The organism is Pseudonocardia sp. GCM10023141 (genome assembly GCF_042653605.1).
On the sequence record NZ_JBHSIR010000014.1, the window covers coordinates 69647 to 93717 of the forward strand.

Genomic DNA, 24071 nt, shown 5'->3' on the forward strand with positions numbered 1-24071 from the left:
GCTCCTCGTGCGCCACGCGATCACGTCCGCGCAGCCTGGAGTCGCGGCGCAGGCCGAGCCGGACTGGTGGACCGACCGTGAGCAGGACCGATGAGCGAGATCGATCCCGTCGACCACGAGCGGAGCGTGCGGCCACGAGCGGAGGCCGGCGACCCGGCCGCGATGGCAGGGTTGGGCTGGGCCCTGTTCGAGCAGGGGAACGACGCCGAGTCGGAGCGGTGGTACGAGCGCGCCGCGCAGGCCGGCGACCTGGCCGGGATGACGGGCGTCGGGTTCATGCTGAACCGGCGCGGCGCCCACGACGAGGCCTGGCGCTGGTGGCGCCGGGCGGCGGTCGCGGGTGACGTGCAGGCGATGGCGAACCTCGCCGCCAACCCGGGCTCCGCGCACCGGGAGGAGGCGCAGCAGTGGGGTTGGCGGGCCGAGGCTGCGCGCCGCGGCGCCCATCCCGACGAGGTGCCTGCCGACGTCCGGACCGCGGCCGCCGATCTCGGTGCACTGCAGGTGACGTTGGGGCGCGACGCGCTGCCGTCCGGCGCGGCCGACATCGGCTGCGGTCTCGTGCTCGCACTCATCCCGGCGGCCATCGGCGTGGTGCTGATCGCGGCCGGCGCGTCGGCCGGCTGGGCGGTGCTGTGCCTCGTCCTCGCCGCCGCCGTCCCGATCCTGTTCGCCTTCGGTGTCCGCGCGACGCGCGGTGACGTCCCCGAACGGGCCTTCGTGTTCGAACGGGGCCTCGTCTGGGGCGACCACAAGGGCGCGCTCACCGTGCTGCCGTGGTCGAGGGTCCGGTTGCTGCGCAACGTCAGGCGGATCGACCGCAACGGCCGGTACGAACGAACCGACTACGCCTACACCGTCGTCCACGACGACGGCACCAGGCTCATCCTGCACACGCCGAAGCTCCCGCAGGGGCACCTCTTCGTGCTGGGCGACACGATCGAGCGCGAGATCGTCGCGAGCCGGGTGCCGCGTGCGCTCACCGCGATCGCCGACGGCAGGCAACTGGCGTTCGGCGGTCTCGCCGTCGACGCCACCGGGATCAGCGCCGGCAAGGACACGCTGCCGTGGCGGGAGGTCGAGGAGATCGAGGTGACCGACCAGCTGCGGATCAAGCGCCGCGACGGGTGGGTGGCCTGGGCGAGTGCCCGGGTGGCCGACGTGCCGGACGTCGCGGTGCTGCTCGTCGTCGCCGAGACGTTGCGGGGCTCCGAGCGCGACCGGAGATCGCTCCGCCCCTGATCCGGGTTCAGCCCAGGCTCGCGCGCACCGCATCGATCAGCGTGGCGACGCGCAGGTCGTTGATGACCTGCAGATCGTTGGTCAGGAAGGCGAACGCCACCCCGGAGTCGCGGTCGGCGAACGACAGCTGCCCGCCGGCGCCGCCGTGTCCGAACGATGTCGGTCCGAACAGGGGCATCGGCTCGCTGGGCACGTTGAAGCCCGTTCCCCAGGACTCCTCGGGCAGCCCAGGGATCCTCCAGAGCGGCTGCCCAGAGGACCGGGTGACGGTCATGTCGTCGAGGACGGCGGCGGGCAGCGGCGTGGTTCCGGGCGTCGCCACGATGGCGGACGACCAGAGGCTCGCGACGGCGCGGGCGGTGGCGATCCCTACCCCGGCGGGGATCTCGGCCTGTTGCAGTGCCGGGTCGTTCAGCCCGGTGCCGTCGCCCGCGGCTTCGGCCGGGATCGCCCCGCCGAGCTGGAACGCGCGCTCGAACCGTTCCCGGTCCGGGACGCCGTCGGGGAGCGTCAGGCTGAAACCGGGACCGGGCGCCAGGTGCGCCACCCGGTCGAGCTCGGCCGCCGGCACGCCGATCCACGCCTCGGCGCCCACGGGATCGGTCAGGTACCGCGCGAACGCCGCCCCGACCGACAGGCCCGTCACCCGCCGGACGACCTCGCCGACGAGCCAGCCGTAGGTCAGCGCGTGGTACTGGTGCGCCTCGCCGGGCGTCCAGAGCGGTGCCTGCGCCGCCAAAGCGGTGACGACGGGATCCCAACGGAGGAGGTCGTCGCGGGTGAGGTCCTGCACGGGGTAGGACAGACCCGCCCGATGGGCCATGACCTGCCGGACCGTGATGGCGTCCTTGCCGGCCTGCGCGAACTCCGGCCAGTAGCGCGCCACCGGTGCGTCGAGGTCGATCAGCCCCTGCTCCACGAGCCGGGCCACCAGCAGCGCGACCAGGCCCTTCGTCATCGAGAACATGACCGACGTGGTCGACTCGACCCACGGACGGCCGGACCGGACGTCGGCGGACCCGCCCCACAGATCGACGACGGTGGTGCCGTCGACGATCACGGAGAGGGCGGCCCCGCCGCGCGGGCTCTGCTCGAGCGCCGTGGCGAAGGCGACACCGACCTGCTCGAAGCCCGGCGCGACCGTTGCGGCTGTGCGGGTGATGGCGATGTCGTTCACGGTCGTCCTCCGGCGCGGATCTCTAATACGTATTAGCTGGGTGTCAGCCAGAACGTACGGAGCCGACCAGGCGTGCGCAAGCTCCGTGAGAGACTTTCTCCGGAGGACCATGAGCAGGATCACGAGCCAGGACGTCGCGCGCGCGGCCGGCGTCTCGCAGACCACGGTGAGCTTCGTGCTCAACGGTCGCGACCAGGGGATCTCCGCGCAGACGCGGAAGGCCGTGCTCGATGCGGCCGATCGGCTCGGCTACGTCCCCTCGGCCGCGGCACGATCGTTGCGCAGCGGCCGCAGCAACGTCGTCCTGTGCACCCTGCCACCACTGCCCGTCGCGCAGGCCATCGAGGAGTTCAAGAGCCACCTGACCGCCGCCCTGCGCGAGGCGGGCTACACGTGTGTGTTCGCGCAGGTCGGCGACGTCGACGGGCCCCTGTCCGACATATGGCGGCACGTGCACCCGGCGGGGGTCCTCTCGCTGGGCACGCTCACAGCGGCCGACGCCGCGGCACTCACCCGCGCCGGCATCCCCTTCATCGACGGCGTCCTCGACCCGGACCGGCCGGCAGGCAATGCCATCGACCAGCCCGCGGTCGGGGCGCTGCAGGTGCACCACCTCGCCGAGCGGGGACATCGGCGGATCGGTTTCGGGGCCGTCTCCGACCCGCTGGAACGCCCGTTCTGCGAGCCGCGCCTCGCCGGCGCGCGGCGGGCGTGCGCCGAGCTGGGGCTCCCCGCCCCGGTCGTCGCCTCGCTGAGCTACACGCGCGACAGCGCCCGCAAGGCGCTGGCCACCTGGACGGACCCGGGTGCCGCCGTCACCGCGGTCGCGGCCTTCAACGACCTGGTCGCGGTCGCGGTGCTGGCGTCCTGCCGGGCGGTCGCCGTTCGCGTCCCCGATGATCTGGCGATCGTCGGCGTGGACGACCTGCAGGTCACCACGCTGGTCGAGCCCGCGCTGTCCACGGTGGTGCTCGATCTGCGGTCGTCGGCGCGGCGCCTGGCCGGGCGGCTGCTGTGGGAGCTGCCGGATGCGCCGTCCGGCGTCGAGCAGCACGACCTGCCGGTCTCCCCGCTGCGGTTGATCCAGCGCGAGAGCAGCTGACACCGCGGTCGCCGGTCTGGTTCGGGGTGCCCCGGGGCTAACCCAAGGGAGCAGTGCGGATGCGCTCTCGTGACAGGGCCCAGGCGCCGACGACTACGCTGGATCCATGTCCCGACCTGCCGCGGAGGAACCGCGCCGTCGCCCGTCGCCCCCCGCCGCGCTCGCGGGGCTCGTGGGTGGTGGCGGGATGCGGCGGATCTTCGTCGACGGGCTCGGGGTGTCGGTTCCCATGCCGTCCTCGGTCCGGCGCCTGGTGGTCACCGATGACGTGGTCGGGGCGTTCCTGGTGGAGCTGGGCGGCACGCTCGCCGGCTGCGCGGGAACGCTCGATGGCATCGAGTCGGTGGGGCCTGCCCGCGCGCCCGATCCGCGGCTGGTGGCGGCGCTGAAGCCGGACCTGATCCTGTCCGGCTGTGCCGACGGCGCCCACGACCTCGCCGATGAGCAGCTGGTCGTCGCGCTCTGGCGGATCGCCCCCGTCATCGCCGTGGATCTCGGGCGCCGGGTTGCCGCCGCGGCGGACATGCGGGCCCTGCTCGGGCTGACGGCCGGGCCGCGCGCCTCCCGCTGACCCGAACCTGTCGCCGGCACCCCGCCCGCCCCATGTAGTGATGCGGCGAGCGGGGCACTGGAGCACCGCCGGTACGGCCGGGCACAGCACATCCGGCGGCCACGTACCTGGTCCCGCTTCTCGACCGGGCACATCCGGCAATCGGTCCGGGCCGCAGCACGGTTCGGATCGGCGCGGGGGTTCCACCTGATCGGATGCCCGATTCGGCCGGTTCTCCCCCGCCTGCCGTAGTCCGGCCACCGGAATGCGCCGATCGGGTCATCAGGACACGGCGATGGGCTGCGCTCGCTTGTGGACGGTGCGACGGTGCCATCCGATGATCGTCTCGGCGGCCTTGTCGTCGACCGGCAGCCCCTCGAGGAAGTCGTCGATGTCGTCGTAGCGGATGCCGAAGGCGTCCTCGTCGGGCAGCCCGGGCGCCGACGACTCGAGGTCGGCGGTGGGCACCTTGTGCACGACCTGGGCCGGGGCGCCGAGGTGCTCGGCCAGCGCTCGCACACGGCGCTTGGTGAGCCCGGACAGCGGCGTCGCGTCGCAGGCGCCGTCGCCGAACTTGGTGAAGAAGCCCATCACCGCCTCGGCGGCGTGGTCGGTGCCCACGACGAGCCCACCGATCGCGCCTGCCACCGCGTACTGCGCCACCATGCGCTGGCGGGCCTTGATGTTGCCGTGCAGGAAGTCCTCGCGCGCCGGGTCCGGGAAGGTCGTCTCCACCTTGACCGATGCGAGCAGCGCGTCGCTCGCAGGCGCCACGTCGACGATGATCGTGCGGTCGGGGGCGATGAACTCCAGCGCCCGCTGCGCGTCGGCCTCGTCGCGCTGCACGCCGTAGGGCAGTCGCATCGCGACGAACGTGGCCTGCCCGCCCGCGGCCCGCACGCGTTCCACGGCGAGCTGGCACAGCCGGCCCGCGGTGCTCGAGTCGACGCCGCCGCTGATCCCGAGCACGAGCCCGGCCGCGTTCGACGTGGCGAGCAGGTCGGTCAGGAACCGGATGCGCCGCTCGACATCCGTTGCGGCATCGAACGAGTGGGGGACGCCCAGCTCGGCGATGATCAGCTCCTGCAGGTACCGGCGGTCGAGGTCGCTCATCCGCCCAGCCTTGCACGATGCCGTTGGCTGAACAGATGCACGGCTCCGGAAGGGCGTTGCCCCGCGCGCGGTGAGTTCCGGCCCCGGCGCCGGTATGTACTGGGGAGTTCGCCGGGGCACCCCGTGGCGGACCCTTCGCAAGGGAGAACCGATGTCGGACGTTCGCGCGATGGACGAGGCTGCCATCCGGGCCGTGCTGGTGGACTCCTACCGGGCGTGGGAGGCAGGCGACGCCGCGGGCATGGTCGCGGACTACACCGCGGACGCGACCGCCATCATGACCGGCTCGCTCCGCGACAGCCGTGAGGTGATCCGCGAGAGCATGGCGCTGGCGTTCGCGGGCCCGCTCAAGGGCAGCTCCACCTACAACAAGCAGCTCAGCCTGCGCTTCGTCGGCAGGGACGCCGCGATCGTCGTCAGCGAATCGGGGATCCTGTTCGGCGGGGCGACCGAGGTCCCGGACACTGGCAAGGTCAACGCGACCTGGGTCCTCGAGAAGCGGGACGGCCGGTGGATGATCGCTGCCTATCACAACAGCCCCGCGCTGGCGCCGCAGCGGTGAGGCAGTTGCCGCGGAAAGGGGCGTGGGCGTGACGACGAAGGTGGCGGGCTTCGATCGCCGGGTCGAACCGTTCCGGACGGAGCTGCTGGCGTACTGCTACCGGATGCTCGGCTCGTCCCAGGACGCCGAGGACCTGGTGCAGGACGTCTACCTGCGGGCGTGGCGGTCGCGGGAGCGCTACGACGAGACGCGCAGCTCGTTGCGGACCTGGCTCTACCGGATCGCGACGAACGCCTGCCTGACCGGCTTGGAGGTTCGCGGGCGCCGGCCGCTGCCGTCGGGGCTGGTGGCCGCGTCGGACCCGCTCGCACCGCTCGTGCCGGGGGAGAACGCCTGGCTCCAGCCCCTGCCGGACTCCCTGCTGGACGCGGGCGACCCGGCCGGCACGGTCGTCGACCGCAGCAGCGTCCGGCTGGCGTTCGCTGCCGCCCTGCAGCACCTCTCGGCGCGTCAACGTGCGGCGCTGGTCCTCCGTGACGTGCTCGGCTTCTCCGCGTCCGAGGCGGCGGAGATCCTCGGTGCCACCGTCGTGTCGGTGAACAGCTCCCTGCAGCGGGCGCGTACCCGGATGCAGGAGGTCGGGGTCCGGCCGGACCGGCTCAGCGAGCCGTCGGATGCCGAGCAACGTGCCTGGATCGATCGCTACATGACGGCGTTCGAGCACGCCGACGTCGAGGGGCTCAAGCGGCTGCTCACCGAGGACGTGCTGATGGAGATGCCGCCGATGCTCAACTGGTTCGTCGGCCCCGACAACTACGGCCTGTTCATGGAGTGGGTCTTCGCGGCGGCCGGCACGGACTGGTGCCTGAAGGTGGTCGCGGGCAACGGCCAGCCCGGTTTCGCGGCCTATCGGCGTGTCGATGACGGATACGAGCTGCACACGCTGCAGATCTTCACCGTCACCGCCGAGGGCATCAGCCGGAACTCGGTGTTCCAGGACTCCGAGATCTTCGCGTCCTTCGGCCTGCCGACCAGGCTCGACGGCTGACGGTGTGCGGCAGCGTCAGCCTCGCACGATGCCGTGCTCGCGCGCCGCCCTGATCCAGGAGGGGAACTCCGACAGGAGCCGGTCGTAGAGATCGGCGTCCGGGAGCCGGTCGATGTCGTCGACGGCGAAGAAGCCGACGTTGTCCACCACCCGTCCCGGCAGCGTGTCGAACTGCTCCAGCACCCCGAAGGCGGCGCGCCCGAGCCCGACGAACTGCCAGAACACCGGCTCGGCAGCCGCGGCCCGCAGCTCGTCCTCGATCTCCTTGTTCTTGTACACACCGCCGTCGGAGAAGAACAGGACGAGCGTGGGTTCCGCGACCGGTGCGGCCCGCACGAACTGTCGCACCTCCGCGATCACCTTCGGCTCGTCGTTGGCGATCCCGACGGTCTTCATGTCGATCTGGCCCGGCTTGAGCCGCCGCTGCTTCATCAGCGCCCCGACCCGGACGTGCAGCCGGATCCACTCCGGCATGTCACCCAGCTGCAGGTCGGGGAGCCGCGCCGGCCGCGAGGCGAACGTCCAGGCCTGCATCTCGCCGTCGTCATCGAGCTGCGCGGCGACGGCGGCCATCCGCTCGACGACGCGCGCCACCGTCAGGTTGTTGTAGAGCGTGGTCATCGACCCGGACGCGTCGAGCACCAGCACCACACGCGCCCGCAGCCCGCTCGCGCCGCGCTTCTCGAGCGAGATCGCCACCTGCTGCTTGCGCAACGACAATCGCTTGCGCATGTCGACGGGCAGCTTGTCCTCACCCTTCGTCATCCGCGGTGCGGGAGCGCCCATCGGTGCCGGTGCGGGCGGGGCCGCCGCGGCCGGTGGCTCCTCCGCCGCCACGCTGATCCCGAAGTCGGTGGCCAGGCCGCCCAGCCCGGACGCGTAGCCCTGACCGACGGCCCGGAACTTCCATCCACCGCCGCGGCGGTAGAGCTCCCCGCCGATGAATGCCGTCTCGGTGCTGGCGGTCATCGGGAAGTCGGCAACCGCCGCCCCCGACGCCGTGTCGAGCAGTTGCAGCCGCAGCCCCTGGACCTGCCCGAACGTGCCGCCGTCGGCCGAGGCGGCGAGCACCACCCGCTCGATGTCGGGTTCGATCCGACGCAGATCGACCTGCAGCGCATCAGCGGTGGACTGCTTGCCGAGGTGCTGCACGGCACCGGAGTCGTGGTCGGGCTGGTTGTAGAAGATGAAGTCGGCGTCGTTGCGCACCGCACCGGCGGCGGTGAGCAGCAGCGCCGACGCGTCGACGTCGGGAGCGCCCGGGCCGCCCGTCCAGGACAGGACGGCCCGAACGGCCGGTACGTCGATGGGTACGTTGGCGCCCTTGCTCATCACGGTCACACCCGCCGATAGTGCCCGACGCGGGAGCGCCTCGTGTGCGCTACCAGGTTCCGCCGGCGACCTGGCGGGTCGTGGCGTTGATCCGGTTCCAGATGTTGATCAGCCCGATCGAGAGCACGATCGAACCGAGCGCCTCCTCGCCGAAGTGCTTCGCGGCCTCCTGCCAGATGGCGTCCGGTACCGGGTCCGAGCTGTCGGCCAGCCGCGTGACGGACTCGGTCAGGTCGAGCACCGCGCGCTCGGCGTCGGTGAAGAACGGGCTGTCGCGCCAGCCAGCCACCGAGAAGATGCGTTCGTCGGACTCGTCGAGCTTGCGCATCTCCTGCGAGTGCATGAGCACGCAGACGCCGCAGCCGTTGATCTGGCTGGCGCGCAGCTCGATCAGGAGCCGGGTCGTCGCGGGAACGTCGTGGTGCTCAGCGGCCTTGCCCAGCGCGTGCAGCGCCTTCATCGCGCCGGGGACGACCATCGCCGGGTTCTGCATCCGTGCCTGCATGACAATCTCCGTTCAGGGGGCCGAGTCACATCGGCCGGTTCTCGTCCGTCACAGCACTGACGGATCGCGACGGAGGAATGTGACCGATGGATGAGCACGATCTGCTGGCCCGGCGGTTCGAGGAGAGCCGCGGCCAGATGCGGGCGGTGGCCTACCGGATGCTGGGCTCGCTCAGCGAGGCCGACGACGCCGTCCAGGAGGCCTGGATCCGGCTCAGCCGGGTGGACGCGGGCGGGGTGGAGAACCTCGGCGGCTGGCTGACGACGGTGGTCTCCCGGGTGTGCCTGGACATGCTGCGCTCGCGCCGGTCGCGCCACGAGGAGTCGCTCGAGGTGCACCTGCCGGACCTGCTGGTGAGCCGGGCCGACGGCATGGACCCGGAGCAGGAGGCGCTGCTGGCCGACTCGGTCGGCGTCGCGATGGCCGTGGTGCTCGGCGAGTTGGCCCCCGCCGAGCGGCTCGCGTTCGTCCTGCATGACATGTTCGCGGTGCCGTTCGACGAGGTCGCACAGGTGCTGGGGCGGGAACCGGCCGCGGTCCGCCAGCTCGCGAGCCGGGCCCGGCGCCGCGTCCAGGGTTCGGTCCCCGCGCCCACGGCCGACCGCATGCAGCAGCGCGAGCTGGCCGACGCCTTCCTCGCCGCCTCGCGCAGCGGCGACCGCGACGCGCTGCTGGCCGTGCTCGACCCGCACGTGCTGCTCCGCGTCGACGCCGGTGCCGACGCGCCGGCACCGGGCACCTCGAAGCTGGTGCGCGGGGCCCACGACGTGGTGGCGCAGGCCCTGATGTTCTCGAGCGCGGCGTGGTTCGCCCGGCCCGCGCTCGTGAACGGGACACCGGGCTTGATCACGATCCACGACGGCCGGACGCTCGGGGTCATGGGTTTCACCGTGCGCGGCGGGAGGATCGCCGAGATCCACATCCTCGCCGACCCGGTCCGGCTCGAGGCGCTGGACGTGAGCGCGTTCAGGTGAGCCGGACGGTGCCGAGCACGGGGTAGTGGTCAGAGGGTTCCTCACCGCGGGGGAAGGGCAGTGTCGCGGTGCTGATGTGCAGCGCCGGGCGGTGCCCGTTCTCGTCGACCGACCCGATGTAGTCCAGGACGTTGCGGGTGTCCGGGCACTCCCTGCTGGCCAGCCGGATCACGGTGGTGTCGTAGGTGTGCTCGTGGACGGGGCCGTCGGGGAGCAGCCGCCCGCCGAGCGAGCGCGCGGCGGCGACGTGATCGTGGCCGGGCCGGGCGGCGGAGTCCCAGTACTCGACGTTGAGGTCGCCTGCGATCACCACCGGCTCGGCGGGCGGCACCACGGCGGCGATCGCCGCGCGGGCCTCGGCGAGCTGCGCCATGCGCACGTCGTGGGTGGCCGGGTAGGTGCCGTCCTCATCGGCCTGCAGGTGCGTCGCGGCGATCCACAGTGGCCCGTCCGCGGTGCGCAGCCGCACCAGCGCGACACCCTTGTGGGACAGGCGGTCCTGCGTGCGCAGGTCGCGGGCGTGGTAGATGTGCTGGTGCAGCTCGTCGATCGGCAGCGTGCTCAGCACCGACACGCCACCCCCGATGAAGCCGCTGAGCACGTTCCAGCGTCCTGACGTGCCGGTCCACCGGCGACGTCCGGACCAGGTGCCGATCTGCGGCGTGGTGCGGTAGCCCGCGCGGCGCAGCCGGGCGAGCAGCAGCCAGGTGCCCGACAGCGGATGCGCCTCGTTGAGCACCACGACGTCCGGACGGTGGGCCAGCACGAGCGCAGCGGCCTGCCGCGCTCGCCGGACGGGGTGCTCCAGCACCGAGAGCAGCGGGATCTGCCGGATGTTGAACGTGAGGACCCGGACGGTCACTGCACGGCCTTGATGGGCCACACCGTCAGCGCCGCGATCACCGCGGTCACCAGCACGAGGATCATCAGCGTCGGGTAGCCGAAGAGGCTGATCACGGTGCCGCCGATCAGCCCGGTGGCCGCGTAGGGCAGCACGTTGGCGATGTTGATGACCGCCAGGTCCTTCCCCCGGTCCTCCGGATGCGGCAGCACCTGCGTGACCAGCGCCTGGTCCACGGCGGCGTAGGCGCCGTAGCCGAGTCCGAGCACCAGCGCCGCCACGATCGCGGCCGGGAAGAACGGCAGGAACGCCATGATCAGTCCGGCCAGGCCCTGCAGGACCGAGGCGATCACGACCATCCGCTTGCGCTTCATCGTGCGGTCGGAGATGCGCCCGCACGGCAGCGCGGCCACGACGACGCCGACGGTGTAGACGACCACGAGGATCAGCGTGCCGATCTCCGGATCGGCGTAGTGCACGTAGTCCTGCAGGTAGAAGTACAGGAAGACCTGCGCGAGCGCGTTGGACAGCTGGATGAAGAAGCGTCCCGACCAGGCCCAGGCGAAGTCGGCGTGGCGCAGCGGCGCGACGATCCCGACCAGTGTCGATCGGATCGAGAGCGGTGGGCGTTCCGCGACCAGCAGCTGCGGCCCGCGGGTGCCGAGCGCGTAGGGCAGCCCCAGTACCAGCGCGAACAGTCCGAGCAGCAGGAAACCCGGCTGGATGTCGGTGACCAGCACGGACACCAGCGCGATGCCCACGAGCGGGCCGACCGCCACCGCGTTGCTGTAGAACGACGACACGTAGGCGCGCTGCGTGACGGGCACCTCGTCCGGAACGGCCGCGAACAGCCCGGCGGTCATCAGCGAGATGCCGACGTTGGCCAGCGCCCACACCGCCACCATCGCCAGCGCGGTGGTGGCGAAGCCCTGGCCGGCCACGAAGACCCCGGTGATCACGGCACCGGTCAGCACCCAGGGCTGGCGACGCCCGCGCCGCGACAGCGTCCGGTCCGAGAGCACCCCGCTGAGGAAGACCACGATGATCGTCACGATCGACGCGACGCCGGTGACGATCGCGAGCAACGCGACCTTCCCGTCGCCCGCCACCGCTTCGGCCTGCTCGGGCAGCACGATCTGGGCGGCCGCGTAGTAGGCCATATACATGCCGAACAGCGCGGCTGTCCAGGCGCTGATCCAGCGGCGCCCGACGCGGACCGTCGGTTCGGTGAGCGCTGATCGCGGTGAGGCGGCGTTGTCGGTCATCCCCATGAGGGACTCCTCGGATGTCCGGAGCGAGACGGCAGAAGCACGACCTGGTGGTGCGACGAGAGTGGGACCAACGACACACTGTGTCAAGCGTCTAGTACGGATGACCAAGAATGGGGCCGGGTCGGGCCGAGGTCGCGAGGTGGTCGGCGAACAGCGCGAGCACGTCGAGTGCCGCGGCCGAGTCGCGGTCGACGATCCACGCCAGCGTGGCGCCGTCGAGTGCGGAGTGCAGCGCGCGGGCGAGCACCGGCAACGGCGCCGACCACTGCGTCCCGGAAGCCGCGGCCGCCGTCGTGAGGTAGTCGGCGCAGGCCTGCAGGTAGTGCTCGTACTGCCGCCGCGCGAGGTCGGCGAGCTCCGGGGTGCGCAGCGCGACCTGGGTGAGCTCGTAGGTGACCTGGTGCTCGCCGGGGTTCTCCTCGACGGCGCGGAAGTAGGCGCGGACGCTCGCGCGCATCGTCGACCGCAGGTCCTCCCCGGGTTCGATCACGCTGAGCCCCGCGAGCAGGTTGCGCCGGTTGATCGTCTCGATGACCTGCAGGAACAGCTCGTGTTTCGAGGTGAAGCAGTAGCTGAAGAAGCCGAGCTGCATGCCGGCCTCGGCGACGATCGCCCGGGTGGTGGCTGCCGCCACCCCGTCGCGGGCCATCACCCGGATCGCGGCCTCGACCAGCTCCTCGCGTCGGACCTCGGCGGATACCCGAGCCATGCCCCACCGCCCTTCTCGTCGACGTACCGAGCCTGTGCGAGCGTGCAAGTCCGCTGCCAGGCTCTGCGGCCACCAGGGCCCGATCGGATGAAGGAGTCCCCGCATGCCCGTTCGGGCCAGTATTCGCCTGCGCACGTCGAAGGTGGCTGCCGCGATCGCCGTCACCGTCGCCGCCGCGCTCGTCGGTTCGGCCGGCACCGCAGCGGCCGCCCCCGCCACCGACTTCGCGGAGTACGTCGCGCTCGGGGACTCCTGGACGGCCGACGTCGTCCTGCTCGGACCGCCGACGGGGCAGTACGTGCCGCTCGGGTGCGTCCAGTCCGCGGGGGACTACCCCAAGAAGATCGCGGCGGCGCTGCAGGTACCGAAGTTCTTCGACGCCAGCTGTGGCGGCGCCGAGGTACAGAACTTCGCGACCCCGCAGCCGGCCCCGCTCGGCGGGACGAACCCACCGCAGAACTCGCACCTGACGAAGACCACGGACCTGGTCACCATCGGCATCGGCGGCAACGACATCTCGCTGGCGTCGGCCATCGTCGGCTGCATCAATCTGCTGCCGCCGGTCACCCTGCTGCCGGGGGTGACGCTGCCGGCCCCGCTCGGCGGCTCCTGCAAGGCGAAGTTCGCCGCCGGTGGGATCGACCAGATCTCGGAGAACATCAAGGCGGCCGAGCCGAAGATCCTGGCCAACGTGAAGGCGATCAAGCCATGCCGTGGCTCTACGACAAGCTCAACGAGCTCAACGCCATGGTCAAGCGGGTGGCGGCCAAGGCGGGCTACGGACTGATCGACACCTGGACCCCGACGGTCGGGCACGACGTGTGCCAGAGCCCCTTCACGCGCTACGTCGAGGGTGTCATCCCGGTGTCGCTCAACGGCCCGGCGCTCGCGGTGCCCTTCCACCCGAACTCGGCCGGAGCCGACGCCCAGGCCGAGATCGCGCTCAAGGCGATCCGGGGCGGGGCGAGCTCGGCAGCGGGGTAGCGGGGCCCTACTGCCCGGTGAGCTCCGCGAGGTCCGCCGCGATCCCGGGCAGGTGCCGTTGCTCACCGGTCTTCGCGAGCCGGTCCCACCGCTCGAGCGCGTGGTAGGTGCTGTAGATCCGCAGCCGGGCTTCGACGTCGGCGGGCAGGTCGCCGTGGCCCTCGAGCAGACCGGCCCGCTTCACCGGGTGGTGGCGCGCGGCGCGGTAGTCGGTACCGGCCAGGTCGAAGACCGGGTCCGCGGCCACCGCGTTCCCGACGTCGACGAAGCCGGTGACGTTCCAGACGTTGCCGGCCCGCGCCACCAGCACGTTGCCCTCGTGCAGGTCGTTGTGGCAGAGCACGGGCTCGACGGGCATCGCGAGCACCGGGGCGTGATCGGCGACCGCCCTCCGGACCGCCCTCGCGAGGTCTGCGGGCCCGCCCAGCTCGGCGAACTCGCAGAGCTTCCGCTCGAACATGCGGTGCAGGGCGGCCTGGTTGGACGGGGCGGGGTCGAGGATGTCGGTGACGAGGTAGCCGAAGCCACCCATCGGCACCCGGTGAACGGCGCGCAGCAACTGCCCGATCTGGACGTAGATCCGGCGCCGGTCCGCCGGGGTGAGCTGCGGATCCAGCTCGTGGAGCGGGGTGCCGTCGAGCCTGGTCAGCACGGTGCAGGCGGGGCCGTTCGGGCCGGTGCCGCGCTCGTGCCCGAGCACCTGCGGGATCCGCCCGGCGAGCCCGGTGCCCGCGCCCGCCAGCAGCGAGTAGACGTGGATCTCCTTGGCCTGCTTCCAGGCGGCCTGCGGTTCGTAGAGCTTGACGATCACCGGATCGTGGACACCGAGATGGGCCTCGTAGACGGTGCTGGCGCGGCGCGCCAGCCGTTCGACCGGCGCGGTGATCCCGGCGCGCGCGAGCATGCCGCGCACCGCGGCCTCGTCGATCGTGAGCAATTCGGACATCGCACAAGGCTAGGAACGCGAGGTGCGGCGCGACACCAGATTTCGGCTCACCGCACGTGCCAGTCGGTGTCGTCGCCGTCGGTGAGGCTCCCGTCGGTCATGTCGGTGGTGGATACCGGCCAACACCCGGCCGGGAACGCCGTGTCCGTGGCAAGGGCCCGGTCGAGGGCCGCGGCGCGCGCCGCAGCGACGTTGGTGATCGTGGTGAGCGCCGCGGTGGCGTTCGCGAGGAACGCGATGCCGGCGGTGAGCGTGGCGACCAGTGCGGCGAGCGCGATCAGCGCCGAGGGCGGGGCGCTCACGCCGATCACCGCGCTCGCGATGGCGGCCGCGAGCGTGAGCACCGCCATCGTCACTGCGTTCCAGAAGCTCTCGATCGCACCGGCGAGCTCCTGCAGCCCCGCGTCGACGTCGTCGGCGATCTGCTTGACCAGCACCAACGCCTCCCGCTGCGCGGGCAGCGTGTTGCGGTAGGCGTCGGCGGCCACACCGCTCCAGCGGTCGTCGACCCGCAGCCGATCGAGCGTGACCGAGCCCCCGACCGAACTGACGGCGGCGCCGACCGCGATGTTCCACGTGGAACCGGTGGCGCGCAGCGTGTCGGGCGAGCCCGCGTAGTCACACATCCGGCGCAGACCCGAGAGGAACTCCTCCAGCCGGAGCCCGGCGGTCTCCAGCGCCTCCCGGGCCCACGCGACGACCTCGTCGGGAAGCACGGCCAGCGCCCCGTCGACGGCGTCGATGATCTCCGTCGCACCCTGCCGGATCTCGCGGATGCCCTGTTCGACCGCGGCCGGAGCGCCACCTGCTCCCGGCTTCAGTGCCCCCGACATCAGTGGATGCCTCGCAGCCGGTGGACCCCGGCGGTCTCGTCGGCGGCGTAGGCCGCCGCGGATGCGTGCAGCGCACCGCCGATCGCCTCGAAGTTGGCGGCGCCCTGCCGGAGCAGGGCGAGCACCCGTTGCCGCGTCGTCTCGTACGCGACGGCGATCGCGGAGCCGGCGAACGAGAAGGCCGCAGGATCGACCTGTAGCCCGGCGACGGCCACGGCGCCGCGGTGCAGCGCGCCGGCGTGCTCGACCCAGCTGTCGGCGTCGGATCGCAGCGCGTCGAGCGCCACGGTGATCTGTTGCGGGGTCGGCGTCGGCCCGATCGGTGTCATCGTCTGTGCCCCCTCTTCGAGGGCGACGCTAACCCGGCGGTGGTGCTTCCCGTGGCGTTTCGGGAGATCGGGCCGTTCCCGGGAGCTCTCAGGCGCGGAAGCGCAGGCCGTCCATCAGCAGGTCCAGCATGCGGCCGGCCTGCTCTCGCTGCGCCGGTTCGCCCGCGGCGAGCGAGACGCCGGTGATGCTCGCCAGCACGTCGGAGGGGTCGACGTCGGGGCGCAGGCTGCCGTCGGCGGCGCCGGCCGTGAGCAGGCTGCAGATCGCCGCACGCATGCGCTCCCGGCTGTGGGCGAACGGGTTGCCACCGGAGGCGACCAGCGCGCGCAGGGCGTCGGCCATGCCGCGCTTGGTGGTGATGTAGGCGACGAAGCGGTCCATCCAGGCGCGGGTGGCCACGTCGGGCGCCATGGTGGCCAGCAACTCGGCCGCGGCGTCGCAGAGCCGGTCGAGCTCGTTGCGGTATGCGGCCTCGATCAGGGCCTCGCGGGTGGGGAAGTGCCGGTAGAGCGTGCCGATGCCGACCTCGGCCGCCTTGGCGATCGCGTCGAGGGTGACGTCGGGCCCGTCGTGCGACAGCGCGCGGACGGCCTCCTCGAGCAGCCGGTCGCGGTTTCGCTGCGCATCGGCGCGCAGCGGCCGCGTCCCGGAAGTTGTCATGTCATGAGAGTACGGGTTGCGAATCGGAAGCGCCTCCGCTTACAGTGCAGAAGTAACGGAGGTTCCTCCGTTTCATCTTCACGGCAGGCAGGGAAGATCATGACTGCACCCACGCTCATCACCACCCCGTTCTCCTTCTCGTCCACCGCCGCCGAGGTGCTGGCCGGTGTCGACCTGGGCGGCCGTCGCGCGGTCGTCACCGGCGGAGCGTCCGGAATCGGCATCGAGACGGCCCGCGCGCTCGCGGGCGCAGGTGCCGAGGTGACGCTCGCCGTCCGCGACGCCGCCGCCGGCAGGCGTACTGCTCGCGACATCATCGCGACCACCGGCAACCCGAAGGTGCTGGTGGCGCCGCTCGACCTGGCCGACCGCGCGTCGATCGCGGCGTTCGCCCGCAGCTGGTCCGGACCGCTGCACATGCTCGTCAACAACGCCGGCGTCATGGCCTCGCCCGAGACCCGCACGCGGGAGGGCTGGGAGCTCCAGTTCGCCACGAACCACCTCGGGCACTTCGCGCTGGCCAACGGGCTGCTCGGCCCGCTCGCCGCGGCAGGTGACGCGCGGATCGTCGCGGTCAGCTCCAGTGCCCACCTGCGCTCACCGATGATGTTCTCCGACATCCACTTCCGGGACCGGCACTACGAGCCGTGGGCCGCGTACGGCCAGTCGAAGACGGCCAACGTGCTGTTCGCGCTCGAGGCGTCGGTCCGCTGGGCCGCGGCCGGCATCACGGCCAACGCCCTCATGCCGGGGGCGATCATGACCAACCTGCAGCGCCACGTCTCGGCGGCCGAGATGGCGCGGGCGCGGTCGCAGGCGGGCGCCGTCCTGCGTCGCAAGACGCCGGAGCAGGGTGCGGCAACGTCGGTGCTGCTGGCCGCGTCGCCGCTGCTCGGTGGCGTCGCGGGCCGCTACTTCGAGGACTGCAACGAGGCCGGTCCCAACGAGCCGGGCACCCTCACCGGCGTGGCCGACTACGCGCTCGACCCGCAGGCCGCCGAGCGGTTGTGGCGGGTGTCGGAGGAGATGCTGCGCGCCTGACCCCTGTCAGAGCTGTCAGGCGGAGAGCAATACCGCGGCGATCACGATCATGACGGCTGCGGTGGCACCGTGGATACCGAGAGCGGCCTTCCGCGTGCCACCGCTGCGCAGCACGATCACCATGTCGCCGATCGGGATCACGGCCAGCGCCAGCAGCCCCACGCCGAGCAGGTGGGGGCCGCCGAAGACCATCAGCGCGAGTGTGATCAAGCCGGACGCGATGTCGCGCACGCCCTTGACGGCGTAGAAGGGGTTGGCGGCAGGCGGGCTCGGCACGCCGAAGCCGGCCGCCGTCCGCGCCGGTGCGAACAGGTAGGCGGCACCGACGTAGATGATGCCGGCCGCTATCAGCCCGGCGAGTGCGTAGGCGGCGATCGTCATGAGGCCCTCCGAGATCTAGCAGTGCTAGGAACACAAACGACGCTATCAGTGCCGTTGCTCGAATGTCTAGCACTGCTAGTATTGCGGCCATGACCGTGCAGTCCCGCCGCGAGCGCGAGCGCGCCGAGCGCCACCAGCTGATCATCGACACGGCGCGGGGCCTCGCCGAGTCCGAGGGCTGGGAGGCGGTCACCACCCGCAGGCTCGCGGCGCTCATCGAGTACAGCCAGCCCGTCCTCTACAGCCACTTCGCGGGCAAGGACGCGATCATGGCGGCGGTGGCGCTGGCGGGCTTCGGTGAGCTGGCCGCCGAGCTGCGCGAGATCCGCGCCGGGATCCCGGACGCGGCGCAGGCCTTCGCCGGGCTCGCGGCCGCCTACCTGGCGTTCGCCGACGCGAAGCCGGCCCGCTACGACGCGATGTTCGTGCTCACCACCGACCTCGCGTTCGCCTCGTCCGAGACGCCGCAACCGTTGCTGGACGCGTTCGACGCGCTGTGCGAGTTCGCCGCGCCGGTCGCGGCAGGCCGCGACGTCGCCGCCCTCACCGAGCTGTTCTGGGCGGCCCTGCACGGGCTGGTGACGCTCGAACGCAGCGGCCGGGTGCCGGCGGCGCAGCGCCGCGACCGCCTCCGGATGCTCGTGGCGCAGTTCCTCGCCGTGCCGTAGGGGCGCCGAACGCCCACTGGCTCATGATCGAACCCGAACCAGTGGGCGCTCGGCCGGGACGACGCCGCCGAACGCCCACTGGCTCATGATCGAACCGGAACCAGTGGGCGCTCGATCAGCGCGAACCGAGCGTCGCCCGGTAGCCGGCGAGGTGCGCGGCCGTCTCGGGCTCGGCGAACACGGTGGCGAACTCCTCGACGCTGGCCGCGGTGCCCTCGGCCAGCGTGCCGTTCTGCCACAGCTCGAAGAGCCGTTTCTGGGACGCCGTCACGGCCCGGGTGTGGCCGCTGACCCTCCCGACGAACCGCTCGACGGTGGCCTCGAGCTCGACGGGCGCGACCACCGCGTTGCAGAGCCCGGACGCCGCCAGCCGGGCCACCGGGTAACCGTCGCCGGTGAGGATCATCTCCTTGGCCAGGCTCAGCCCGACATACTGCTGCAGCAGCGCCGCGTCGATGACCGACGGGATCCCGACCTTGATCTCGGGCAGCCCGAACACCGCGCGGTCGGTGGCGATCCGCAGGTCGCACGCCAGCGCGAGCTCGAACGCCGCGCCGAGGCAGTGGCCGTCGACCGCGCAGAGCGCCGGCACCGGAAGGGTGCGCACGCGCTGCAGCAGCGCGCGCAGATCGGCGATGAACGCCCGCGCGCCGGCCGGGTCGAACCCGAGGAACGTGTCGACGTTCATCCCGGCGCAGAACGCGCGGTCACCCGTGCCGGCGAACACGACGGCGCGCACCCCGGAGGGCAGCTCCAGCGCCGCGTGCAGTGTCGCGAGGTCGTCGAGCGTGAGGGCGTTGAGCGTGCGTGGGCGGTTCAGGACGATCCGCCGGACCGATCCGTCCATCTCGACCCGGACGCCTTCGGTGGTGGTCATGCGCCCACGATCGCACCCGCCGGTTACCTGCGTAGACGCGGCCTATTCCCCATTCTTTGGGTCCCTAAACCACCCTGTGGGTGGTGTCACTCGAATTCGGCGCTGGTCCATTTGCGCTGTTATCGTCGACGGCCATGTCGGTGTTTCAGTCAGATGTCCATCAGTTCACGGTGACATCGCCTGCGGTCACCGACGGCGGTGCCTGTTGGCGCATCGCCGCGGCGTCGAAGGTGCTCGACGTCAACTCACGCTACGCGTACCTGTTGTGGTGCCGCGATTTCGCGAGCACATCGGTCGTCGCCCGCATGGGTGGCGACGTCGTCGGGTTCGTCACCGGGTACCTACGGCCCGACGACCCGTCGACGCTGATGGTGTGGCAGGTGGCCGTCGACGAGCGCGCCCGTGGGCGCGGTGTCGCCGCCGCCATGCTCGATGCCCTGGCCGAGCGCCTGGACTTCCGCCATCTCGAAACCACGATCACGCCGGACAACGCGGCGTCGGTCGCGCTCTTCACCGCGCTCGCCCGCCGGGCGGACGCATCACTGCAGCGCTCGGAGCTGTTCGGTTCCGACCTGCTGGGAGTCGATCACGAGCCCGAGCTGCTGTTCCGGATCGGCCCGATCTCGCGAGGATGATATTCACGATGAACGTGTTCGAGAATCTTGAGTCCGAGGTCCGCAGTTATTCCCGATCGTGGCCGGTGGTTTTCGACACCGCCCACGGTTCCCGTATGACCGATGTCAACGGCCGGAGCTACCTCGATTTCTTCGCCGGAGCCGGAGCGCTGAACTACGGCCACAATCCGGCGGTTCTGCAGAAGCCACTCATCGATTATCTCACCCGGGGTGGCGTCACGCACGGGCTCGACATGATGACCGTGGCCAAGGCCGAGTTCCTGCAGACCTTCCAGGAGCTGGTGCTCGCGCCGCGCGGGCTCGACTACAAGGTGCAGTTCCCCGGACCGACCGGGTCCAACACCGTGGAGTCGGCGCTCAAGCTGGCCCGCAAGGTCACCGGCCGCGAGGCTGTCATCAACTTCACCAACGCGTTCCACGGCATGACTCTGGGGGCGCTCTCCGTCACCGGCAACTCGATGAAACGCGGCGGCGCCGGCATCCCGCTCGTGCACGCCACCCCGATGCCGTATGACAACTACTTCGACGGCACCGTTCCGGACTTCATGTGGCTGGAGGCGCTGCTGGGCGACTCCGGCAGCGGGCTCAACGAGCCGGCAGCGGTGATCGTCGAGACCGTGCAGGGCGAGGGCGGGATCAACCCCGCCCGGATCGAGTGGTTGCAGGGGCTCTCCGACCTGTGCCGGCGCCACGGCATCCTGCTCATCGTCGACGACGTGCAGATGGGTGTCGGTCGAACCGGCCCGTTCTTCTCGTTCGAGATCGCGGGCATCCAGCCCGACATCGTCTGCCTGTCCAAGTCGATCAGCGGGTACGGCCTGCCGATGGCGCTCACCCTGATCAAGCCCGAGCACGACGTGTGGGGCCCCGGCGAGCACAACGGCACCTTCCGCGGTTTCAACCCCGCGTTCGTCACGGCGACAGCGGCGCTGCGGCACTTCTGGGCCGACGACGCGCTGGAGCGCTCGACGCTCGCCAAGGGCGAGCGGGTGGCCACGGCGCTGGGCGAGCTGGCCGCGGTCTCGCAGGCCGTCGAGCTGACACCGAAGGGCCGCGGGCTGGCGCGCGGCCTGTCGTTCGAGCAGCCGGAGCTGGCCGCCAAGACCTGTGCCGCGGCGTTCGAGCGCGGCCTGCTGATGGAGACCGCCGGGCCGTCGGACGAGGTCATGAAGATCATGCCGGCGCTGACGATCACCGATGCCGAGCTCGACGAGGGTCTCGCGCTGGTGGCAGATTCCGTCCGAGCCGTCACCGAGGGAGTGTCTTCATGATCGTGCGCACGCTGGACGAGATCACCGGTACGGAGCGGGACGTCGTCACCGACAACTGGCGCAGCAAGCGCATCGTGCTCGCCGGCGACGGTGTGGGCTTCTCCGTCCACGAGACCGTGCTGGACGCGGGGTCGATCAACGACTTCTGGTACGCGAACCACATCGAGGCCGTGTTCATCGTCGAGGGCGAGGGCGAGCTCTACGACAAGGACAACGACACCACCCACAAGCTGGGGCCGGGCTCGATCTACGTGCTGAACGGCAACGAGCGCCACCAGCTCCGGCCGACCACGCAGATGCGGACCATGTGCGTGTTCAACCCGCCGGTCACCGGCCGCGAGGTACACGACGAGAACGGGGTGTACCCGCTGATCACAGAACCTGCGAGAGAGGAATCATGACAACGCTGGACACCCAGACGACCGATCGCTACCGGACGCGCGTCGCGGACCGCCCTGCGCTCGTCGAGCGCGTGGAGCCCACGGTCCACGGCGGCGTCGACGCGCCAGGGCTCCTCGGCCGCGACGAGCTTGCCGCGCACGACCGCGACGGCTTCGTCACGGTGCCCGAGCTGCTCACGGCGTCGGAGGTGGCCACCTACTCCGCAGAGCTGGACCGGCTGGCCACCGACCCGACCGTGCGCGCCGACGAGCGCACCGTGGTGGAGAAGAGCTCGCAGCAGGTGCGCTCGATCTTCGAGGTGCACCGGATCAGCGAAGCGGTGGCGGCGCTGGTGGCCGACGAGCGGGTGGCCGGTCGCGCCCGGCAGATCCTCGGCTCGGACGTCTACGTGCACCAGAGCCGGATCAACTACAAGCCCGGTTTCGGTGGCGGTGGCTTCTACTGGCACTCCGACTTCGAGACGTGGCACGCCGAGGACGGGATGCCGGCACCGCGCGCGGTGAGCACGTCGATCGCGCTCACCGAGAACTTCACGCACAACGGCTGCCTGATGATCATGCCGGGCTCGCACCGCACGTTCGTCTCGTGTGTGGGGGAGACGCCCGCCGAGCACTACCGTGAGTCGCTGCGCGAGCAGGAGATCGGCACGCCCGACCCGGACAGCCTCACGACGCTCGCCGACCGGCACGGCATCGCGATGCTCACCGGCCCGGCCGGTTCGGCCACGCTGTTCGACTCCAACTGCATGCACGGCTCCGGCAGCAACATCACCCCGTACTCCCGGTCGAACATCTTCGTGGTGTTCAACAGCGTGGAGAACGCGCTGGTGGAGCCGTTCGCGGCCCCCGCGCCGAGGCCCTCGTACATCGCGGCGCGCGAGTTCACGCCCGTCTGAGACTCCCTGACGCACACCGTCAGGGGGTCACGCACACCGTCAACGGTGTGCGTGACCCCCGCACGGTGTGCGTCAGCGTCAGGCGACCGGGTAGGGGCCCCGGTCCAGCGGGAGCAGCTCCGGGCGCTTCGGTTCGAAGCCGTCGCCGGTGTGGTGGCCCTGCAGCCGCTTGCGCACGAAGGGCAGCACCCACTCGCGCATCCACCGCAGGTCCTCCTGCTGGCGCGAGCGCCACGTGCTGGGTGCGGCGACGGGCAGCGGGCTGCGCCAGTCCTCGGCAACCGGCTCGCCGAGCGTCTCCAGCACGCGCAGCACCACGCGGCGGTGGCCCTCCGCGGTGAGATGCAGCCGATCGCTGCCCCAGGTGCGCGGATCGGCCAGCGGGGCCATGCCCCACAGATCGACGACGATGCTGCCGTGACGCTCCGCGCTGGCCCGCATCAGCTCGTTGTAGCAGGCGACGCGGCCGCGCAGGCGGCGGATCAACGGGTGCATCCGGCCCAGGTCGAAGCCGGTGAACACGATGACCTGCGCTCCCGTTGCGGTGACGCGCTCCAGCGCCGCGTCGAACCGCCGGGCGAGGTCGTCGGTGTCGCAGGCGAACCGGATGATGTCGTTGCCACCCGCGCAGAACGCGATCAGGTCCGGGCGCAGCCGCTCGGCCACCGGCACCTGGTCGTCCACGATCTGGTCGAGCAGCTTGCCCCGCACGGCGAGGTTGGCGTAGCGGAACTCCGGACGCCCGGTGCCCAGGTGCTCGGCCAGCCGATCGGCCCAGCCCCGGGGCGTGCCGTCGGCGCGCAGATCGTCCAGACCCTCGGTGAAGCTGTCTCCGACGGCGACGAAGCTGTTCCAACGTCCCATGGTGTCGCCCCCCTTCTCGTTCACCTCCCCGCCATCCTGACGACGGTTGGAGATCTCCTCAATATCACCCACAACCCGTGATGAATGCCAGTAGGGGTGAGACATCGGCCGGTGATAGGGCACCCTTGCCTCATGAGCAGTTCCGAGGAGCGCGTCGAGCGCGCCGAGAACCTTCGTGAGCTACTGGGCGGCCGCGGTGGCGCGCTGGACGCGACGGTGCCCGTCGTGGGCTTCGTTCTCGGTCTCACGGTGGCGCAGGCGGCCGGGTGGCCGTCGCCGATCGCGTGGGGCAGTGGGCTTGCCGCGCTCGCCGCCGCCGTGCTCGGCGCCGTCCGGCTGGCCACCGGTCGCAGGCCGCGGTCGGTGCTGTTCGGCCTGCTCGGCGTGGCTGTCGCGGCGCTGATCGCGCTCTACACCGGGCGGGCGATCGACTTCTTCCTGATCCAGATCATGACGAACGCGGCGAGCGCGCTGGCCTGGGCGGTGTCGATCGTCATCCGGTGGCCGCTGCTCGGCGTCGTCGTCGGCACGCTGCTGGGCCAGAAGACCCGCTGGCGCCGCGACCCGGATCTGATGCGCGGCTACCAGCGCGCCAGCTGGGCGTGGGTGGCGCAGTACCTCGTGCGGCTCGCGGTGTTCCTCCCGCTCTTCCGGGCCGACCAGGTGGTGGCGCTCGCGGCGGCCCGGCTGGTGCTGACCTGGCCACTCGTCGCGGTCTGCGTGGCGGTGTCGTGGCCGTTGCTCCGTTCGGCCCTGCCGAAGGGCCATCCGGGCCTGCGCCACCCGGTGGAACCGAAGGGGGTGCAGCCGGCTCCCGGGGTGAACGCGCTCACGAACAGTGATCAGACTGTAGCGATCAAGGCCGACCGCGCGTTGGAACAGTAGGAGTACGACGACAACGCAGTGATCGCGACAGGA

General features: G+C 71.4%; 29 protein-coding genes. 15 read left to right on the top strand and 14 right to left on the bottom strand.

The window, feature by feature from the left end; all coding sequences use genetic code 11:
• The first annotated feature begins 90 nt into the window (after positions 1 to 90).
• The gene (locus ACFPFQ_RS07805) at positions 91 to 1242 is read left to right on the top strand and encodes a DUF6585 family protein (RefSeq protein WP_379616284.1); all 1152 of its coding nucleotides are present in this window, start codon (positions 91 to 93) and stop codon (positions 1240 to 1242) included.
• A 7-nt stretch (positions 1243 to 1249) separates the two neighbouring features.
• Here ACFPFQ_RS07805 and ACFPFQ_RS07810 read toward each other — a convergent pair whose 3' ends face one another.
• The gene (locus ACFPFQ_RS07810) at positions 1250 to 2419 is read right to left on the bottom strand and encodes a serine hydrolase domain-containing protein (RefSeq protein WP_379616286.1); all 1170 of its coding nucleotides are present in this window, start codon (positions 2417 to 2419) and stop codon (positions 1250 to 1252) included.
• A 109-nt stretch (positions 2420 to 2528) separates the two neighbouring features.
• On the opposite strand from ACFPFQ_RS07810, the gene ACFPFQ_RS07815 reads away from it, so the two are divergent.
• Complete coding sequence (locus ACFPFQ_RS07815) at positions 2529 to 3521, top strand: LacI family DNA-binding transcriptional regulator (RefSeq protein WP_379616288.1); 993 nt, start codon at positions 2529 to 2531, stop codon at positions 3519 to 3521.
• A 106-nt stretch (positions 3522 to 3627) separates the two neighbouring features.
• Positions 3628 to 4092: a hypothetical protein gene (locus ACFPFQ_RS07820; protein ID WP_379616290.1), complete on the top strand. Its 465-nt coding sequence runs from the start codon at positions 3628 to 3630 to the stop codon at positions 4090 to 4092.
• Between the two features lie 261 nt (positions 4093 to 4353).
• On the opposite strand, the gene nadE is transcribed toward ACFPFQ_RS07820, so the two are convergent.
• Entirely contained in the window at positions 4354 to 5184 is an 831-nt protein-coding gene (nadE, locus tag ACFPFQ_RS07825) for an ammonia-dependent NAD(+) synthetase (RefSeq protein ID WP_379616292.1), read from the bottom strand.
• A gap of 151 nt (positions 5185 to 5335) precedes the next feature.
• Between nadE and ACFPFQ_RS07830 the strand changes: the two genes are divergently transcribed.
• Both ACFPFQ_RS07830 and ACFPFQ_RS07835 read left to right on the top strand, forming a co-directional pair.
• Positions 5336 to 5746: an SgcJ/EcaC family oxidoreductase gene (locus tag ACFPFQ_RS07830; protein WP_379616295.1), complete on the top strand. Its 411-nt coding sequence runs from the start codon at positions 5336 to 5338 to the stop codon at positions 5744 to 5746.
• A 28-nt stretch (positions 5747 to 5774) separates the two neighbouring features.
• On the top strand, positions 5775 to 6734 hold the full coding sequence (locus ACFPFQ_RS07835; RefSeq protein WP_379616297.1) for a sigma-70 family RNA polymerase sigma factor: 960 nt from the start codon (positions 5775 to 5777) through the stop codon (positions 6732 to 6734).
• A 15-nt stretch (positions 6735 to 6749) separates the two neighbouring features.
• Here ACFPFQ_RS07835 and ACFPFQ_RS07840 read toward each other — a convergent pair whose 3' ends face one another.
• Complete coding sequence (locus ACFPFQ_RS07840) at positions 6750 to 8066, bottom strand: VWA domain-containing protein (RefSeq protein ID WP_379616415.1); 1317 nt, start codon at positions 8064 to 8066, stop codon at positions 6750 to 6752.
• A gap of 49 nt (positions 8067 to 8115) precedes the next feature.
• Complete coding sequence (locus ACFPFQ_RS07845; protein ID WP_379616299.1) at positions 8116 to 8571, bottom strand: carboxymuconolactone decarboxylase family protein; 456 nt, start codon at positions 8569 to 8571, stop codon at positions 8116 to 8118.
• Positions 8572 to 8657: 86 nt separating this feature from the next.
• On the opposite strand from ACFPFQ_RS07845, the gene ACFPFQ_RS07850 reads away from it, so the two are divergent.
• Positions 8658 to 9545 carry a sigma-70 family RNA polymerase sigma factor gene (locus tag ACFPFQ_RS07850; RefSeq protein ID WP_379616301.1) on the top strand — a complete coding sequence of 296 codons (888 nt, stop codon included), beginning with the start codon at positions 8658 to 8660 and terminating at the stop codon, positions 9543 to 9545.
• Here ACFPFQ_RS07850 and ACFPFQ_RS07855 read toward each other — a convergent pair.
• From ACFPFQ_RS07855 to ACFPFQ_RS07865, 3 genes are all read right to left on the bottom strand, one after another.
• The gene (locus ACFPFQ_RS07855; protein ID WP_379616303.1) at positions 9538 to 10407 is read right to left on the bottom strand and encodes an endonuclease/exonuclease/phosphatase family protein; all 870 of its coding nucleotides are present in this window, start codon (positions 10405 to 10407) and stop codon (positions 9538 to 9540) included. The genes ACFPFQ_RS07850 and ACFPFQ_RS07855 overlap by 8 nt on opposite strands.
• Positions 10404 to 11657 (bottom strand): MFS transporter, encoded by a 1254-nt coding sequence (locus ACFPFQ_RS07860; RefSeq protein ID WP_379616305.1) that lies wholly within the window; start codon positions 11655 to 11657, stop codon positions 10404 to 10406. Before ACFPFQ_RS07860 ends, ACFPFQ_RS07855 begins: the two co-directional genes overlap by 4 nt.
• A 91-nt stretch (positions 11658 to 11748) precedes the next feature.
• Positions 11749 to 12366, bottom strand: coding sequence for a TetR/AcrR family transcriptional regulator (locus ACFPFQ_RS07865; protein WP_379616307.1), 618 nt, complete (start codon positions 12364 to 12366; stop codon positions 11749 to 11751).
• Positions 12367 to 12469: 103 nt separating this feature from the next.
• Between ACFPFQ_RS07865 and ACFPFQ_RS07870 the strand changes: the two genes are divergently transcribed.
• Together ACFPFQ_RS07870 and ACFPFQ_RS07875 are read left to right on the top strand one after the other, a co-directional pair.
• Positions 12470 to 13153, top strand: coding sequence for a hypothetical protein (locus ACFPFQ_RS07870; protein ID WP_379616309.1), 684 nt, complete (start codon positions 12470 to 12472; stop codon positions 13151 to 13153).
• A complete protein-coding gene (locus tag ACFPFQ_RS07875) occupies positions 13126 to 13350 on the top strand; it encodes a hypothetical protein (RefSeq protein WP_379616310.1) in 225 nt (74 codons plus the stop codon). The genes ACFPFQ_RS07870 and ACFPFQ_RS07875 overlap by 28 nt, the downstream gene beginning before the upstream one ends.
• Positions 13351 to 13357: 7 nt before the next feature.
• Here ACFPFQ_RS07875 and ACFPFQ_RS07880 read toward each other — a convergent pair whose 3' ends face one another.
• From ACFPFQ_RS07880 to ACFPFQ_RS07895, 4 genes are all read right to left on the bottom strand, one after another.
• On the bottom strand, positions 13358 to 14296 hold the full coding sequence (locus tag ACFPFQ_RS07880) for a phosphotransferase family protein (RefSeq protein ID WP_379616312.1): 939 nt from the start codon (positions 14294 to 14296) through the stop codon (positions 13358 to 13360).
• 47 nt (positions 14297 to 14343) lie between these two features.
• A complete protein-coding gene (locus ACFPFQ_RS07885; protein ID WP_379616314.1) occupies positions 14344 to 15129 on the bottom strand; it encodes a hypothetical protein in 786 nt (261 codons plus the stop codon).
• On the bottom strand, positions 15129 to 15458 hold the full coding sequence (locus tag ACFPFQ_RS07890) for a hypothetical protein (protein ID WP_379616316.1): 330 nt from the start codon (positions 15456 to 15458) through the stop codon (positions 15129 to 15131). The genes ACFPFQ_RS07885 and ACFPFQ_RS07890 overlap by 1 nt, the downstream gene beginning before the upstream one ends.
• A gap of 88 nt (positions 15459 to 15546) precedes the next feature.
• On the bottom strand, positions 15547 to 16119 hold the full coding sequence (locus tag ACFPFQ_RS07895; protein WP_379616318.1) for a TetR/AcrR family transcriptional regulator: 573 nt from the start codon (positions 16117 to 16119) through the stop codon (positions 15547 to 15549).
• Between the two features lie 99 nt (positions 16120 to 16218).
• Here ACFPFQ_RS07895 and ACFPFQ_RS07900 point away from each other — a divergent pair, with 99 nt between their 5' ends.
• Positions 16219 to 17160 carry an SDR family NAD(P)-dependent oxidoreductase gene (locus ACFPFQ_RS07900; RefSeq protein WP_379616320.1) on the top strand — a complete coding sequence of 314 codons (942 nt, stop codon included), beginning with the start codon at positions 16219 to 16221 and terminating at the stop codon, positions 17158 to 17160.
• 15 nt (positions 17161 to 17175) lie between these two features.
• On the opposite strand, the gene ACFPFQ_RS07905 is transcribed toward ACFPFQ_RS07900, so the two are convergent.
• Positions 17176 to 17541, bottom strand: coding sequence for a DUF4267 domain-containing protein (locus ACFPFQ_RS07905; RefSeq protein WP_379616322.1), 366 nt, complete (start codon positions 17539 to 17541; stop codon positions 17176 to 17178).
• Between the two features lie 89 nt (positions 17542 to 17630).
• Between ACFPFQ_RS07905 and ACFPFQ_RS07910 the strand changes: the two genes are divergently transcribed.
• Complete coding sequence (locus ACFPFQ_RS07910; protein ID WP_379616324.1) at positions 17631 to 18209, top strand: TetR/AcrR family transcriptional regulator; 579 nt, start codon at positions 17631 to 17633, stop codon at positions 18207 to 18209.
• A gap of 115 nt (positions 18210 to 18324) precedes the next feature.
• On the opposite strand, the gene ACFPFQ_RS07915 is transcribed toward ACFPFQ_RS07910, so the two are convergent.
• Entirely contained in the window at positions 18325 to 19086 is a 762-nt protein-coding gene (locus tag ACFPFQ_RS07915) for an enoyl-CoA hydratase/isomerase family protein (protein WP_379616326.1), read from the bottom strand.
• 170 nt (positions 19087 to 19256) lie between these two features.
• On the opposite strand from ACFPFQ_RS07915, the gene ectA reads away from it, so the two are divergent.
• From ectA to thpD, 4 genes are read left to right on the top strand one after another with little or no spacing between them, the layout of a single operon-like run.
• Positions 19257 to 19721 (top strand): diaminobutyrate acetyltransferase, encoded by a 465-nt coding sequence (gene ectA / locus ACFPFQ_RS07920; protein WP_379616328.1) that lies wholly within the window; start codon positions 19257 to 19259, stop codon positions 19719 to 19721.
• Between the two features lie 8 nt (positions 19722 to 19729).
• Positions 19730 to 20992 (top strand): diaminobutyrate--2-oxoglutarate transaminase, encoded by a 1263-nt coding sequence (gene ectB / locus ACFPFQ_RS07925; RefSeq protein WP_379616330.1) that lies wholly within the window; start codon positions 19730 to 19732, stop codon positions 20990 to 20992.
• Complete coding sequence (locus ACFPFQ_RS07930; RefSeq protein WP_379616332.1) at positions 20989 to 21393, top strand: ectoine synthase; 405 nt, start codon at positions 20989 to 20991, stop codon at positions 21391 to 21393. Before ectB ends, ACFPFQ_RS07930 begins: the two co-directional genes overlap by 4 nt.
• Positions 21390 to 22289, top strand: a complete 900-nt coding sequence (gene thpD, locus ACFPFQ_RS07935; RefSeq protein WP_379616334.1) for an ectoine hydroxylase — start codon at positions 21390 to 21392, stop codon at positions 22287 to 22289. The genes ACFPFQ_RS07930 and thpD overlap by 4 nt, the downstream gene beginning before the upstream one ends.
• Before the next feature lie 78 nt (positions 22290 to 22367).
• Here thpD and ACFPFQ_RS07940 read toward each other — a convergent pair whose 3' ends face one another.
• On the bottom strand, positions 22368 to 23177 hold the full coding sequence (locus tag ACFPFQ_RS07940; RefSeq protein WP_379616336.1) for an SGNH/GDSL hydrolase family protein: 810 nt from the start codon (positions 23175 to 23177) through the stop codon (positions 22368 to 22370).
• Positions 23178 to 23285: 108 nt separating this feature from the next.
• Here ACFPFQ_RS07940 and ACFPFQ_RS07945 point away from each other — a divergent pair, with 108 nt between their 5' ends.
• Positions 23286 to 24038, top strand: a complete 753-nt coding sequence (locus ACFPFQ_RS07945) for a DUF3159 domain-containing protein (RefSeq protein WP_379616338.1) — start codon at positions 23286 to 23288, stop codon at positions 24036 to 24038.
• Positions 24039 to 24071 lie beyond the last annotated feature (33 nt).